This window comes from Ruegeria sp. N4, assembly GCF_056531425.1.
This window is the reverse complement of sequence record NZ_JBQFLT010000001.1, coordinates 770,084-783,074: the sequence shown is the minus strand read 5'-3', so window position 1 is coordinate 783,074 and position 12,991 is coordinate 770,084. Positions and strand designations below refer to the sequence as shown.

16 protein-coding genes are annotated in these 12,991 nt (G+C 62.3%); 15 read left to right on the top strand and 1 reads right to left on the bottom strand.

Translation table 11 applies throughout. The features are described 5' to 3' along the window. Positions 1–6: 6 nt before the first annotated feature. Positions 7–444, bottom strand: a complete 438-nt coding sequence (locus ACR0LW_RS03885) for an SMI1/KNR4 family protein (protein ID WP_480881626.1) — start codon at positions 442–444, stop codon at positions 7–9. 337 nt (positions 445–781) lie between these two features. Here ACR0LW_RS03885 and ACR0LW_RS03880 point away from each other — a divergent pair, with 337 nt between their 5' ends. The 15 genes from ACR0LW_RS03880 (at position 782) to ACR0LW_RS03810 (ending at position 12,986) form a co-directional block, all read left to right on the top strand. Next, positions 782–1,942 (top strand): phage portal protein, encoded by a 1,161-nt coding sequence (locus ACR0LW_RS03880; protein ID WP_480881625.1) that lies wholly within the window; start codon positions 782–784, stop codon positions 1,940–1,942. After that, positions 1,935–2,153 (top strand): GTA head formation protein, RCAP_rcc01685 family, encoded by a 219-nt coding sequence (locus ACR0LW_RS03875; RefSeq protein WP_480881624.1) that lies wholly within the window; start codon positions 1,935–1,937, stop codon positions 2,151–2,153. Before ACR0LW_RS03880 ends, ACR0LW_RS03875 begins: the two co-directional genes overlap by 8 nt. A gap of 26 nt (positions 2,154–2,179) precedes the next feature. Then, entirely contained in the window at positions 2,180–2,725 is a 546-nt protein-coding gene (locus ACR0LW_RS03870) for an HK97 family phage prohead protease (RefSeq protein WP_480881623.1), read from the top strand. Positions 2,726–2,755: 30 nt separating this feature from the next. Then, positions 2,756–3,934: a phage major capsid protein gene (locus ACR0LW_RS03865; RefSeq protein ID WP_480881621.1), complete on the top strand. Its 1,179-nt coding sequence runs from the start codon at positions 2,756–2,758 to the stop codon at positions 3,932–3,934. Positions 3,935–4,107: 173 nt separating this feature from the next. Then, positions 4,108–4,707 (top strand): head-tail connector protein, encoded by a 600-nt coding sequence (locus ACR0LW_RS03860; protein WP_480881620.1) that lies wholly within the window; start codon positions 4,108–4,110, stop codon positions 4,705–4,707. Continuing rightward, complete coding sequence (locus tag ACR0LW_RS03855) at positions 4,704–5,042, top strand: phage head closure protein (protein WP_170449902.1); 339 nt, start codon at positions 4,704–4,706, stop codon at positions 5,040–5,042. The genes ACR0LW_RS03860 and ACR0LW_RS03855 overlap by 4 nt, the downstream gene beginning before the upstream one ends. Next, entirely contained in the window at positions 5,039–5,452 is a 414-nt protein-coding gene (locus ACR0LW_RS03850) for a DUF3168 domain-containing protein (RefSeq protein WP_480881618.1), read from the top strand. Before ACR0LW_RS03855 ends, ACR0LW_RS03850 begins: the two co-directional genes overlap by 4 nt. A 20-nt stretch (positions 5,453–5,472) precedes the next feature. Next, positions 5,473–5,886 (top strand): phage major tail protein, TP901-1 family, encoded by a 414-nt coding sequence (locus tag ACR0LW_RS03845; RefSeq protein ID WP_170449906.1) that lies wholly within the window; start codon positions 5,473–5,475, stop codon positions 5,884–5,886. Continuing rightward, positions 5,886–6,206: a gene transfer agent family protein gene (locus ACR0LW_RS03840; protein WP_480881617.1), complete on the top strand. Its 321-nt coding sequence runs from the start codon at positions 5,886–5,888 to the stop codon at positions 6,204–6,206. Before ACR0LW_RS03845 ends, ACR0LW_RS03840 begins: the two co-directional genes overlap by 1 nt. Then, positions 6,203–6,412: a rcc01693 family protein gene (locus ACR0LW_RS03835; protein ID WP_480881615.1), complete on the top strand. Its 210-nt coding sequence runs from the start codon at positions 6,203–6,205 to the stop codon at positions 6,410–6,412. The genes ACR0LW_RS03840 and ACR0LW_RS03835 overlap by 4 nt, the downstream gene beginning before the upstream one ends. Beyond that, the gene (locus tag ACR0LW_RS03830) at positions 6,399–7,061 is read left to right on the top strand and encodes a phage tail tape measure protein (RefSeq protein WP_480881614.1); all 663 of its coding nucleotides are present in this window, start codon (positions 6,399–6,401) and stop codon (positions 7,059–7,061) included. The genes ACR0LW_RS03835 and ACR0LW_RS03830 overlap by 14 nt, the downstream gene beginning before the upstream one ends. A 15-nt stretch (positions 7,062–7,076) precedes the next feature. Beyond that, the gene (locus ACR0LW_RS03825) at positions 7,077–7,709 is read left to right on the top strand and encodes a phage distal tail protein, Rcc01695 family (protein WP_480881613.1); all 633 of its coding nucleotides are present in this window, start codon (positions 7,077–7,079) and stop codon (positions 7,707–7,709) included. Continuing rightward, positions 7,709–8,596, top strand: coding sequence for a baseplate hub domain-containing protein (locus ACR0LW_RS03820; RefSeq protein WP_170449917.1), 888 nt, complete (start codon positions 7,709–7,711; stop codon positions 8,594–8,596). The genes ACR0LW_RS03825 and ACR0LW_RS03820 overlap by 1 nt, the downstream gene beginning before the upstream one ends. Then, a complete protein-coding gene (locus tag ACR0LW_RS03815) occupies positions 8,593–9,039 on the top strand; it encodes an NlpC/P60 family protein (protein ID WP_170449919.1) in 447 nt (148 codons plus the stop codon). The genes ACR0LW_RS03820 and ACR0LW_RS03815 overlap by 4 nt, the downstream gene beginning before the upstream one ends. Beyond that, positions 9,039–12,986: a baseplate multidomain protein megatron gene (locus ACR0LW_RS03810; RefSeq protein ID WP_480881612.1), complete on the top strand. Its 3,948-nt coding sequence runs from the start codon at positions 9,039–9,041 to the stop codon at positions 12,984–12,986. The genes ACR0LW_RS03815 and ACR0LW_RS03810 overlap by 1 nt, the downstream gene beginning before the upstream one ends. The last annotated feature ends 5 nt before the right edge of the window (positions 12,987–12,991 follow it).

The window sequence follows — 12,991 nt, the reverse complement described above, 5'->3', positions numbered from 1 at the left end:
CTCGCGCTAACCTAGGTCAAAATCATTTTCATCCTTAAGGCCGCGAATGAAACTCTCAAAATCTGGGGCCACGAAAGTAATACGATAGTCGTACTCTTGATCTACATGAACGACAGTCGGTTGGCTGTCGCCGGAGACATTTCGGTAGTCCAGACAAAGCATATCGTGGCCTGCCGACGGACAGTCTGCGAAGTAAACTCCTATAGATGGATAACCCCATTCCTCCATCCAAAATTTGGTGCTGTAGTAGCCACAGAGTGAGCAGTCCAGGTTTCTGTCGATTCCATAGATTCCAGAAATCGCTATGTGGTCCTTAGCCCATGAGGTTGGTGTACTTGTGGAATGAGAGTTCTTCGTAGGGGTCCCGCCATTCTGAACTTTCATCATTTCAACATATCTTTCGGGTAACTTTACCCCCAACTCTTGTTCGACGGATCGCAGCAAGCTCTAATTCAGTTCCCCGCTGACGTAGTTCTTCCGTTCGTATTCTCCACCCGACCAAAAATCTGTCAGGTCGAAATCGCCAAATACAATCACTTGAACTCCTGTTCTTCCGCCACGGAATTTGCCTTCTTCAGCAGAGTTTTAGCGATGCAAACAACTTATGGAAGAGTTTGCGAGTGTCGAGAGTGAAAAAAATTGTTGTTGCACAACGGGTGCACTAACACAGGGTATTTACCCGTTGCTCAACCCCCGTACGCCCCATTCCCAAGCCTTAAACTTCTTTCCGTCATAACTCCTTTCAACAAGCCGGGCAGAGCGGCGGCAGAAAGGAGCACAGATGGTATTCGATTTCTTGCGTCGTGGATCGGCTGAGGACGCGCCCGAGGCGAAGGCGAGCGCGGCGGGGCCTGTGGTGGCGTGGCAGACGGGTGGGCGCGTGGCGTGGAGCCCCAGGGACGCTGTGTCGCTGACACGGACGGGGTTTTCGGGGAACCCGGTGGGGTTTCGCTCGGTCAAGTTGATTGCCGAAGCGGCGGCGGCGTTGCCCTTGGTGCTGCAGGATCAGGCGCAGCGGTACGATGTGCATCCGATCCTGAACCTGATGCGTCGTCCGAATGCGGCGCAGGGGCGGGCGGAGCTGATGGAGGCCTTGTTCGGGCAGTTGCTGCTGTCGGGGAACGCCTATGTCGAGGCGGTGCAGGCCGACGCAGGGTTGCCGGTTGAGCTGCATGTGCTGCGGTCTGACCGGATGAGCGTGGTGCCGGGGGCGGATGGCTGGCCTAAGGCGTATAATTACGCGGTGGGCGGTAAGAAGCACCGGTTTGCGGCGGAAAATATCTGTCATATCAAATCGTTCCACCCGCAGGACGATCATTACGGGTTCTCGCCGATGCAGGCGGCGGCGATGGCGATTGATGTGCATAACAGCGCGTCGCGCTGGTCGAAATCGCTGTTGGACAATGCGGCGCGGCCTTCGGGGGCGCTGGTGTGGAAGGGCGATGGCCATGGGGTGATGGCCGAGGATCAGTTCCGGCGTTTGTCGGACGAGATCGAGCAGAACTATCGCGGCGCGCGCAATGCAGGCCGTCCGATGGTTCTGGAAGGGGGGCTGGATTGGAAACCGATGGGTTTCTCGCCCTCGGACATGGAGTTTCAAAAGACCAAGGAAGCCGCCGCCCGCGAGATCGCGCTGGCCTTTGGGGTCCCGCCGATGCTGCTGGGGATCCAAGGCGACGCGACCTATTCGAACTATCAGGAGGCCAACCGGGCGTTTTATCGCCTGACCGTTTTGCCTCTGGTGACGCGGGTGGCGGCGGCGGTGTCGGACTGGCTGGCGGGTTTTACCGGCGAGGAATTGGTGCTGAAGCCCGATCTGGATCAGGTGCCCGCATTGTCGGCGGAACGCGACGCGCAATGGGCGCGGGTGAACGGGGCGGACTTCCTGAGCGATGCCGAGAAGCGCGCCTTGCTGGGGCTGCCGGAGCGTGCCGATGGCTGAGGTGTATCCCCCGTTCGAATGCGCGCCGGGCCTGCGTCTGGCCGCGCATGAGCGGGTGGCCGAGATCCAGCACGCTCATCTGTGCAGGCGGTTGGATCAGATCGAAGAGATGATGGAACGGCTGGAGCGGCGGTTGTGGCTGACGGTCTATGGCGTGGCGGCGGTGATCCTGGCGCAGGCGTTTCAGTCATTCCTTGTGGCGACGCCATAAAATCAGTGGGTTACATGGAGAAGTTCATGGATTTGGAGCATAAATTCGCGCGGTTTGGGGACGGTTTGTCCGTCTCGGATGATGCGGAGATCGAAGGTTATGCCAGCCTGTTCGGGCAGGTCGATCAGGGCAGTGACGTGGTGCAGCGCGGGGCGTACCAAAGCTCGCTTGCGGGGCTGGCCGAGGCGGGTCAGCGGGTCAAGATGCTGTGGCAGCACGACCCGGCGCAGCCCATTGGCGTCTGGGATGAGGTGCGCGAGGATGATCGGGGCCTTTGGGTCAAGGGACGTCTGCTGGAGGCCACGCAAAAGGGCCGCGAGGCAGCGGAACTGATCCGCGCCGGTGCCATGGACGGACTGTCGATTGGCTATCGCACCAAGCGGGCCGTGAAGAATGACAAGGGCCAGCGGGTCCTGACCGAACTGGAGCTGTGGGAGGTGTCTTTGGTGACCTTCCCGATGCTGCCCAGTGCGCGGGTGGCGGCGAAAGGGGCAGACCCCGAGACCGCGTTCACCTGGCGCAGTATTGCCGAGGTGTTCCGAGATGCCCGGCAGGAGCTGGCGCGGATCTAGCGCCTCAACCCCCCCAATAAGGAAGTGCTGATGAGCAAGACCGAGACCCCGGCCTTGACCGGAGAGGGTGCGCCCCTGGTTCAGGAGGTGAAGCAGGCGATGGCTGGCTTCGTGAATGAATTTAAGGGCCTCAAGGCCGAAGTTACAACCAAACTGCAACAGACAGAAGAGCGACTGACCATGCTGGATCGTAAATCAACCATCGCGGCGCGTCCGCATCTTGCGGCCTCGATCGAAGACGGCGCACCGCATCAGAAGGCGTTCGACGCTTATGTGCGGTCCGGCGAGGATGACGGGCTGCGCGGGCTCGAGATGGAAGCGAAATCGCTGTCCACCGCGGTCAACAGCGATGGCGGCTATCTGGTCGATCCGCAAACCGCTGAGACGGTCAAGTCGGTGCTGAACTCGACCGCTTCGATCCGTTCGATTGCGTCGGTGGTGAATGTCGAGGCGAACTCGTTCGACGTGCTGATCGATCACACAGATGTGGGCGCGGGCTGGGCGGATGAGGCGTCGACTACGACAGAGACCTCGACACCCGTGATTGACCGGATCTCGATCCCGCTGCACGAGCTGAGCGCGCTGCCCAAGGCCTCGCAACGTCTGCTGGATGACAGCGCGTTTGACGTCGAAGGCTGGCTGGCGGGCCGTATCGCGGACAAGTTCGCCCGTGCCGAGGCCTCGGCCTTTATCAACGGCGACGGGATCGACAAGCCCAAGGGTCTGATGATCCATCGTGCGGTGGCGAACGACACCTGGTCGTGGGGTAGCCTGGGCTATGTGGCCACTGGCATCGATGGCGGCGTCGATGCGGATGCGATTGTCGATGTGGTCTATGCGCTGGGCGCGCAGTACCGGGTCAATGGCACTTTCGTCATGAACTCGAAAACCGCCGGTCAGATCCGCAAGCTGAAGGACAGCGATGGCCGCTTCTTGTGGTCGGACGGTCTGGCTGCTGGTGAGCCTGCGCGTCTGATGGGCTATCCGGTGCTGATTGCGGAAGATATGCCGGATGCGGCGTCCGACAGCTTTGCCATTGCCTTTGGCGATTTCCAGGCGGGTTACACCATTGCCGAACGCCCCGACCTGCGCGTGCTGCGCGATCCGTTCAGCGCCAAGCCCCATGTCCTGTTCTACGCGACCAAGCGCGTCGGCGGTGACGTGAGCGATTTTGCTGCGATCAAGCTGCTGAAATTCGGCACTGCCTAAGCGGTGACGGATCCGGGGGGCCATTGGCCCCTCGGGCGGCGGGCGCGGGCCGGGGTGAGATCCCCCGCGTTGTCTAGCTGCTCCCCTCCGTCCGAGCAACGTGGGGCGGCGCGTGCCCGCCAATTTCCTGAAGTGACGACCCCCGGAGGGGGCCGAGATTGCGGAGTGAATGGATGATGTTGATCGAAGAAACCGCCATCGCGGATGCGGCGCTGCCGGTGGATCAGTTCAAGGCGCATCTGCGGCTGGGCACAGGCTTTGCCGAGGACAATGTGCAGGACGAGGTGCTGAAGGGTTTTCTGCGGGCAGCGATTGCCGCGATTGAGGCGCGCACGGGCAAGATTCTGATTGAACGCGCTTTTTCCTGGAGCCTGAACGGCTGGCGCGATCCGTCGGGCGAGGTTTTGCCGGTTGCCCCGGTCTCGGCGATTGATGTGGTCACGGTGACCGATGCGGCCGGCGTGGACAGCGTTGCCGATGACGGTGCTTATCGGCTGGAGCGGGACAGTCAGCGCCCCCGGCTGCGGCCTGTGGCGACTGCTTTGCCCAAGGTCCCGACCGGGGGCAGTGTGAAGATTGATTTGACCGCCGGGCTGTCGATGGATTGGGGCGGATTGCCCGCCGATCTGGGGCAGGCGGTGCTGCTGCTGGCTGCCCATTACTACGAATATCGCGATGAAACGGCGCTTGGCGCGGGCTGCATGCCTTTTGGCGTCACCAGCCTGATCCAGCGCTACCGGATTGTACGCTTTGGCGCAGGGGTGAGCCAATGAGCGCGCCGCATCTGAACCGCAAGCTGGTGCTTGAGGCCCCCATACGAGTGGCTGACGGTGCGGGCGGCTTTGCCGAGACCTGGGAGGCGCTGGGCACAGTATGGGCCGAGATAACAGCGCGCAGCGGGTCCGAGCGATCCATCGCCGGGGTGCCGGTGTCGCGCGTTGGTTATCGCATTGTCGTGCGCGGCGCGCCCGAGGGGTCCTCGATGCGGCCTTCGCCGGATCAGCGTTTTGTGGAAGGCGCGCGCCGCTTTGTGATCCGCGCGGTTGCGGATCGGGACCCGCAGGGCCGGTATCTGACCTGCTTTGCAGACGAAGAGGTGGCAGCATGAGTTACGGCGTTTCAGCTGCTTTGCAGGCGGCGGTGTTTCAACAGCTTTCGAACGACGCCGATGTCAGCGCCCAATCCGGTGGCGCGATCTATGACGCGGTGCCCACCGGAACCATCCCCCAGACCTACGTGACGCTGGGCCCAGAGGAGGTCCGGGAAGCCTCGGACAAATCCGGCGCGGGTGCATTGCATCGGTTCGCGGTTTCCGTGGTGTCCGAGGCGGCTGGTTTCAGCGCGGCCAAGATGCTGGCCGGGGCGGTGTGTGACGCGCTGGAAGGCGCGGAGCTGACCCTGGATCGGGGGCGTCTGGTTGGGCTGTGGTTCGAACGTGCCCGCGCCCGGCGCACCGGAACAGGCGGCGCGATCCGCCAGATCGACCTGAGATTCCGCGCCCGCGTGGAAGACGACTAAGCAATCAACGGAGAGAGCACATGGCTGCCCAGAACGGAAAAGACCTGTTGGTCAAAGTGGATATGAACGGCACGGGCCTGTTCGAAACCATCGCGGGCCTGCGCGCCACGCGGATCAGTTTCAACGCGGAAAGTGTGGATGTGACAACGCTGGAAAGCCAGGGCGGCTGGCGTGAGTTGCTGTCGGGGGCAGGGGTCAAGTCGGCCTCGATCTCTGGCTCGGGCGTGTTTCGGGACGAAGGCACGGATGAGCGCGCACGGCAGTTGTTCTTCGATGGTGAGACGCCGGGATTTCAGGTGATCATTCCCGATTTCGGCATTGTCGAAGGCCCGTTTCAGGTGACCGGCATCGAATACGCAGGCTCGCACAATGGCGAGGCGACCTATGAGATGAGCCTGGCAAGCGCCGGTGCGCTGAGCTTCACGGCGCTCTGATGGCCAATCCGTGGACGGGCGAGGTGGCATTGACCATCGATGGGGAGCGGCGGGTGCTCAAACTGACTTTGGGTGCCTTGGCGGATTTGGAGCAAGAATTGAAAGCCGGGTCGCTGGTCGATCTGGTGCAGCGGTTCGAAGGCGGGGCCTATTCCAGCAGTGATGTGCTGGCGCTGATTGTGGCCGGATTGCGCGGCGGTGGGGCCGATGTGGCGCGGGCCGATGTGATGCATGCCGAGATCGCAGGCGGCCCCATGGCGGGCGCAAAAGCGGCGGCCGAACTGCTGGCGCGGGCCTTCATGGTGCCGGGTGGCGCATGAGCGGGTTCGACTGGCCTGTTCTGATGCGGGCCGGTTTCGTCGGCCTGCGCCTGACGCCGGAACAGTTCTGGCGTCTGACCCCGGCCGAGCTGCGGCTGATGCTGGGGCAGGGCGCCGGGATGCCCGCGATGAACCGCGCCGGGCTGGACGCGCTGTTGGCGGCCTACCCGGACAAGCAAGAAGGAGAGCGTGATGACGGATCGTGACGGGTTTGACGACCTGCAGGAACGGGGCGAGGCGCTGGGCGACTCGCTGAGTGATGCGGCCAGCATGGCAGCGGCCTTTGACGGGCAGATGAAGCGCATCAGCGCAGCTTTTGAGGAAACCGGCAAGGATGTCGCCACGCTGGAACGCGGCATGTCCAGCGGGTTGCGCAAGGCCTTTGACGGCGTGGTGCTGGACGGAATGAACCTGTCGGATGCGCTGGACGTGTTGAAGAACTCGCTGATCCAAACGGCCTATGCGGCGGCGATCAAGCCGGTGACGGATCACTTTGGCGGGTTGCTGGCCAACACAGTCGGCAGCGTAGTGCAGGGGGTTCTGCCTTTTGCCGATGGCGGCAGCTTCAGTCAGGGGCGCGTGATGCCCTTTGCCAATGGCGGTGTGATCAGCGGCCCGACCACCTTCCCGATGCGGGGCGGCACCGGGCTGATGGGTGAGGCGGGCCCCGAGGCGATCATGCCCTTGGCCCGCGGGCCGGATGGCAAGCTGGGCGTGCGCACCTCGGTCGGTGGGCGCGCGGTCAATGTCGTCATGAACATCACAACGCCTGACCTTCAGGGGTTCCGCCGCAGCCAGGGCCAGATCGCGGCACAGATGAGCCGGGCCCTGGGGCGCGGCAATCGCAACAGATAATTCCGGGAGCAGATCATGAATTTTCACGAGGTCAGATTTCCGGCCAGCCTGAGCTTTGGCTCGGTCGGCGGGCCAGAACGGCGCACCGATATCGTGACGCTGGCCAACGGGTTCGAAGAGCGCAACACCCCCTGGGCGCATTCGCGCCGTCGCTATGACGCGGGGCTGGGCATGCGCTCGCTGGACGATATCGAGACGCTGATTTCCTTCTTCGAGGCGCGACAGGGGCAGATGTTCGGCTTCCGCTGGAAGGACTGGTCTGATTTCAAGTCCGGCGTGGCCTCGGCAGATGTTGCGATGGATGATCAGGTCATCGCGCTGGGCGACGGGGTGCGCACAGCGTTTCAACTGGTCAAGACCTATACATCCGGCGGCGTCAGCTATATGCGTCCGATCACCAAACCGGTTCTGGGCACAGTTGTACTGGGGCTGGATCAGGACGCCGTGCGCGAGGGCGTGGATTTTGAGGTCGATCTGAACACCGGCTCGGTGACCTTTTCTGATCCGCCACCCGAAGGGGTCGAGATCACGGCAGGGTACGAGTTCGACGTGCCGGTCCGGTTCGACACTGACAAGATCCAGACCAGCGTGGCCAGCTTTCAGGCCGGTGACGTCCCGAATGTTCCCGTGGTCGAGGTGCGTGTCTGATGGCCGGAGATGTTCAGGGACTGCATGGTCATCTGCAAAGCGGGCTGACCACGGTTTGCCGCTGCTGGGCGATAACGCGCACGGATGGGCAGGAATACGGGTTCACCGATCACGATTTGGCGCTGACCTTCGAGGGTCTGACCTTCAAGGCCAGCACCGGCTTGACCGCCGCCGCCATCGAGCAGGCCACCGGCCTGTCAATCGACAATACCGAAGCGATGGGTGCGTTGTCCGATGCAGCTGTGCGCGAGGAGGACATTGAAGCCGGTCGGTTCGATGGCGCTCAGGTACGGGCCTGGCTGGTCAATTGGGCCAATCCGGACCAGCGGATTTTGCAGTTTCGCGGTTCAATTGGTGAGTTGCGGCGCGCTGGTGGTGCTTTTCATGCCGAATTGCGCGGGCTGACGGATTTGCTGAACCGGCCCGTGGGGCGGGTGTATCAAAAGCCCTGCACCGCCGTCCTTGGCGACCGGTCCTGCCGGTTCAATACAGAAGTTGAAGGTTTCTGGGTTGAAGCGGATATCGTCGGGTTCGACGGGGGCACTCAGATCCGACTGGCGGGTGGAGCGGCCTTTGCGTCCGGGTGGTTCAAGCGCGGGCGTCTGGACGTGCTGTCCGGATCTGCCAGTGGGCTTTGGTCCTCGATCAAGACGGATCAGAAAACTGCCGGTGGGCGAGAGATCACCATGTGGTCCAGCATTGGCGGCGGGCTTGCCTTGGGCGACCGCGTCCGTCTGACCGCCGGATGTGACAAACGCATGCGCACCTGCCGGTTGAAGTTCAACAACCTGCTGAATTTCCAAGGGTTCCCTGATCTTCCGGGCGAAGACTGGATGATGGCTGTGCCCAAGAAAAGCAATCCGAACAAAGGGGGAAGCAGGCGGTGAAGCCCAACAGACAGGATATCGTGGACGAGGCGCGCGATTGGCTTGGTACGCCATACGTCCATCAGGCCTCGACCAAGGGGGCGGGCACGGATTGCCTGGGGCTTTTGCGCGGTGTGTGGCGGGCGCAAATCGGGCAGGAGCCCGAAGAGGTGCCGATCTACAGCATGGATTGGTCCGAACCTCAGGGCGAGGAACGGATGTGGGCGGCGGCGCAGCGTCATCTGACCGAAAAGCCAATCGCGGATCTGGCCCCTGCGGATGTGGTGTTGTTCCGCATGCGTGACGCTGGCGTTGCCAAGCATCTTGGGATTGTGACCGGCATCGGCGCGGTCCCGCGATTCATTCATGCTTATTCCGGATATGGCGTTGTGGAAAACGCACTCAGCGATCCGTGGCGTCGCCGCGTGGTCGCTTGTTTTGAATTCCCGTTGGAGGACCGCTGATGGCGACTATTCTATTATCCGCAGCCGGGGCAGCGCTGGGCGGCTCAATCGGTGGTACGGTTGCGGGCCTTTCGACTGCCATCATTGGCCGCGCCGTCGGGGCCACACTGGGACGTGTGATTGATCAGAGATTTCTGAGCCAATCCGTCATGGGCGGCGGCAGTGAAGTGGTGGAAACCGGCCGCATGGACCGGTTTCGCCTGACCGAGACAGGCGAGGGTGCCCCGGTTTCGACCGTGTTTGGCCGGATGCGGGTCGGCGGGCAGGTGATCTGGGCATCGGACTTTCTGGAAACCCGCAGTGAAACCACCGAAGGCGGCGGGGGTGGCAAAGGCAAGCCCAAAGCCCCCGAGGTTACGACCGTCACCTACAGCTACTCGATCTCGCTGGCGATTGCTGTTGGCGTCGGCACGATTGCCGATGTCGGGCGTATCTGGGCCGATGGGGAAGAGCTGGAGCACAACAGCTTGAACATGCGCATCTATCGCGGAACGGCGAATCAGTTGCCGGACCCGCTGATCGAGGCGATTGAGGGCGCGGGAAATGTTCCGGCCTATCGCGGCACGGCTTATGTGGTGATCGAGGATTTTCAGCTTGCCGCATTCGGCAACCGCGTCCCGCAATTCTCGTTCGAAGTTGTGCGTCCCGCACAGAGTGACATGCCGGACTATGAAACCTCGCTTCCCCAACTGGTGCAGGGCGTCGCGCTGATGCCCGGCACGGGTGAATATGCGCTGGCCAGTCAGCAAGTGAACTATGCGCTGGGCTACGGCAAGAGCGCACCGGCCAATGTCAGCTCGGCATCAGGTCGGACCGATCTGGTGTCGTCCACGCGGGCGTTGGGACGGGAACTGCCGGGGTGCGACGCGGCCTCGCTTATCGTTTCGTGGTTCGGGGATGATCTGCGCTGCGCGTCCTGCGAAATCCGGCCAAAGGTCGAACGCCGGGATGCGGATGGTCAGGGAATGCCATGGCGTGTCTCGGGCGTCCGGCGCAGTTACGCTCAGATCGTGGCGCATGACGACAATCGACCGGTCTATGGCGGAACCCCGGCGGATGCTTCTGTGGTCGAGGCGATCCGGCACCTGAAACAGCGCGGCAAGCGGGTCATGTTCTATCCGTTCATTCTGATGGAGCAGTTGAAGGGCAACGGTTTGCCTGACCCCTGGTCTGATAACGCCAACCAGCCGCACCTGCCATGGCGCGGGCGCATCACCTTGAATATCGCGCCGGGACGAACCGGATCACCGGATCAAACCATCTCGGCAGATGTGCAGGTGGCGCAGTTCTTCGGGACGGCACGCGCCAGCGATTTTGTGGTTGGCGACGGCGTCGTCACCTATACAGGTCCGCAGGAATGGGGCCTTTGCCGCTTCATTCTGCATTATGCGGCGTTGTGCAAAGCCGCAGGCGGGGTCGATTCTTTTTGCATTGCCTCCGAGATGCGGGGCCTGACTCAGATCCGCGGCGCTGATGGGTTCCCGGCGGTGGCGCAGCTGCGCGCGCTGGCGTCCGAGGTGCGCGAGATTTTGGGTCCAAACACAAAAATCGGCTATGCGGCGGATTGGAGCGAATATTTCGGCTATCAGCCACCCGGCACCAGTGATCGGTTGTTCCACCTCGATCCCTTATGGGCAGATGATGACATCGATTTTGTAGGCATCGACAACTACATGCCCCTGTCCGACTGGCGCGACGGCGAGGATCATCTGGATGCCGCCGCAGGCGCTCCGTCGATCTACGATCTGGACTACCTTCGCAGCAATATCGAAGGCGGCGAGGGCTATGATTGGTACTATGCCTCGCCGGAAGAGGACGTGGCGCAAATTCGCACTCCGATTGAGGATGGCGAGCATGATGAGCCGTGGATCTGGCGGTACAAGGATCTGCGGAACTGGTGGTCGAACACGCACCACAACCGGATCGATGGCGTAAGGCAGGCAAACCCGACCGATTGGGTGCCGGGCTCGAAGCCGATCTGGTTCACGGAATTGGGCTGTGCCGCCATCGACAAGGGCACGAACCAGCCGAACAAGTTTCTGGACCCCAAATCCTCGGAATCCCGGCTTCCGGCCTATTCGAACGGGATGCGTGACGATTTCATTCAGGTTCAGTACCTGACGGCAATGCTGACCTATTGGGCTGATCCTGAGGTGAATCCAAAATCACCCATCTATGGCAAGCCCATGGTCGATCTGTCGAACGCCTATGTCTGGGCCTGGGATGCGCGACCGTTCCCGGCCTTCCCGAACCGACGCGGGAAATGGAGCGATGGGGCGAACTATGCCCGTGGCCATTGGCTAAATGGCCGGTCCGGTGCGCGCACGCTGGCCTCGGTCGTGACCGAGATCTGCCATGGCGCAGGTGTCACCGATATTGACGTCGGCGGCCTATACGGCGTGGTGCGGGGCTATGTGATCGAAGATGTCACCAACGCGCGTTCGGCCCTGCAACCGTTGATGCTGCGCTATGGGTTCGACGCGATCGAACGGGATGGCGTGTTGCGGTTCCAAATGCGGGACGGCCTTGGCGCCATTGACGTAGATCCGGACCACTTGGCGATCAGCACCGATCTTGACGGCACCGTCGAATACCGCCGCGAGGCCGAGGCCGAGATGACCGGTCGGGTGCGCCTGCGTTTTGTCCAATCCGATTCCGACCACGATATTGTGGCGGAGGAGGCGATTTTGCCCGACGACAAAACCCATTCTGTCGCGGTCAACGAAATGCCCTTGTCGATGACACGCGGCGAGGGGCGGCAAACTGCTGAGCGGTGGTTGAGCGAGGCGCGGGTGTCCCGTGACTCGGCGCGTTTTGCGCTGCCGCCCTCCATGATGCATCTTGGGGCGGGGGATGTGGTGCGGTTGTCTGACGACGACACCGGTGCGCGGTACCGGATCGACCGGCTGGAAAGCGCCGGGTTGCAACTGGCCGACGCGGTTCGCATTGAACACGGTGTCTACAAGCTGTCGGACATTGAAGACGAACCCCCGACTGTGCGGCCCTATCTGGCCCCGGTGCCCGTTTTGCCGGTCTTCATGGACCTGCCGCTGATCACCGGGGCCGAGGTGCCGCACGCGCCGTATCTGGCTGTTGCAGCGGACCCATGGCCGGGAAATGCCGCCGTCTATAGCTCGACCAATGATCAGGGCTATACGCTCAGCGATGTGATCACCGCCCCGGCGACGATTGGCCTGACCGAAACGCCCCTCCGACGCGCAAGTGCCGGGGTCTGGGATGAAGGCCCGCTGCTGCGGGTTCGGCTGATTGACGGTCGGTTGGAATCCCAGCCGCGCGAGTCGTTGCTGAACGGTCTCAATCTGGCGGCCATCGGGGATGGAACGCCCGGCAACTGGGAGATTTTCCAGTTCTCAAGCGCCCATCTCGAAAGCCCCGGTGTCTATGCCTTGTCCGGGCGTTTGCGGGGGCAGTTGGGGACGGATGCCTTGATGCCGGACGCCTGGCCCGATGGCTCACTCTTTGTGCTGCTGAATGACAGCGTCTCGCAGATCAACCTGCTGCGGACCGAGCGGCGTGTGGACAAGCACTATCGCATCGGACCGGCAACGCGCGGCTATGATGATCCGGCTTATGAGCACTTGGTTCACGCCTTTGACGGCAACGGTTTGCGGCCCTATTCCCCCGCGCATTTGGCGGTGCGTCAGACCTCCGCCGGTCATGAGGCGACATGGGTCCGGCGCACCCGGTTGGACGGTGATGATTGGTCTGGTCTGGATGTTCCGCTGGGTGAAGAAACCGAGTCTTATCTCGTTCGGGTCCACTCGGGCGGCGCGGTCATTCGCGAGGATCTTGCGACACAGCCCCGCTGGACCTATTCAACGGCGATGCGAATCGCGGATGGCGTGACCGGAGCGTTTGAGATTGAGGTCGCGCAGGTCTCGGCCATATTCGGGCCGGGCGCAACGGCGCGCGTGGCGGTTGGGTAAATCGC

Bases quoted from the DNA above. Each gene is read 5' to 3' on its own strand.
- ACR0LW_RS03860 (WP_480881620.1), top strand. From the start codon at position 4,108: ATGATGTTGATCGAAGAAACCGCCATCGCGGATGCGGCGCTGCCGGTG.
- ACR0LW_RS03835 (WP_480881615.1), top strand. From the start codon at position 6,203: ATGAGCGGGTTCGACTGGCCTGTTCTGATGCGGGCCGGTTTCGTCGGC.
- ACR0LW_RS03810 (WP_480881612.1), top strand. From the start codon at position 9,039: ATGGCGACTATTCTATTATCCGCAGCCGGGGCAGCGCTGGGCGGCTCA.
- ACR0LW_RS03865 (WP_480881621.1), top strand. From the start codon at position 2,756: ATGAGCAAGACCGAGACCCCGGCCTTGACCGGAGAGGGTGCGCCCCTG.
- ACR0LW_RS03870 (WP_480881623.1), top strand. From the start codon at position 2,180: ATGGATTTGGAGCATAAATTCGCGCGGTTTGGGGACGGTTTGTCCGTC.
- ACR0LW_RS03845 (WP_170449906.1), top strand. From the start codon at position 5,473: ATGGCTGCCCAGAACGGAAAAGACCTGTTGGTCAAAGTGGATATGAAC.
- ACR0LW_RS03880 (WP_480881625.1), top strand. From the start codon at position 782: ATGGTATTCGATTTCTTGCGTCGTGGATCGGCTGAGGACGCGCCCGAG.
- ACR0LW_RS03855 (WP_170449902.1), top strand. From the start codon at position 4,704: ATGAGCGCGCCGCATCTGAACCGCAAGCTGGTGCTTGAGGCCCCCATA.
- ACR0LW_RS03830 (WP_480881614.1), top strand. From the start codon at position 6,399: ATGACGGATCGTGACGGGTTTGACGACCTGCAGGAACGGGGCGAGGCG.
- ACR0LW_RS03825 (WP_480881613.1), top strand. From the start codon at position 7,077: ATGAATTTTCACGAGGTCAGATTTCCGGCCAGCCTGAGCTTTGGCTCG.
- ACR0LW_RS03820 (WP_170449917.1), top strand. From the start codon at position 7,709: ATGGCCGGAGATGTTCAGGGACTGCATGGTCATCTGCAAAGCGGGCTG.
- ACR0LW_RS03840 (WP_480881617.1), top strand. From the start codon at position 5,886: ATGGCCAATCCGTGGACGGGCGAGGTGGCATTGACCATCGATGGGGAG.
- ACR0LW_RS03850 (WP_480881618.1), top strand. From the start codon at position 5,039: ATGAGTTACGGCGTTTCAGCTGCTTTGCAGGCGGCGGTGTTTCAACAG.
- ACR0LW_RS03875 (WP_480881624.1), top strand. From the start codon at position 1,935: ATGGCTGAGGTGTATCCCCCGTTCGAATGCGCGCCGGGCCTGCGTCTG.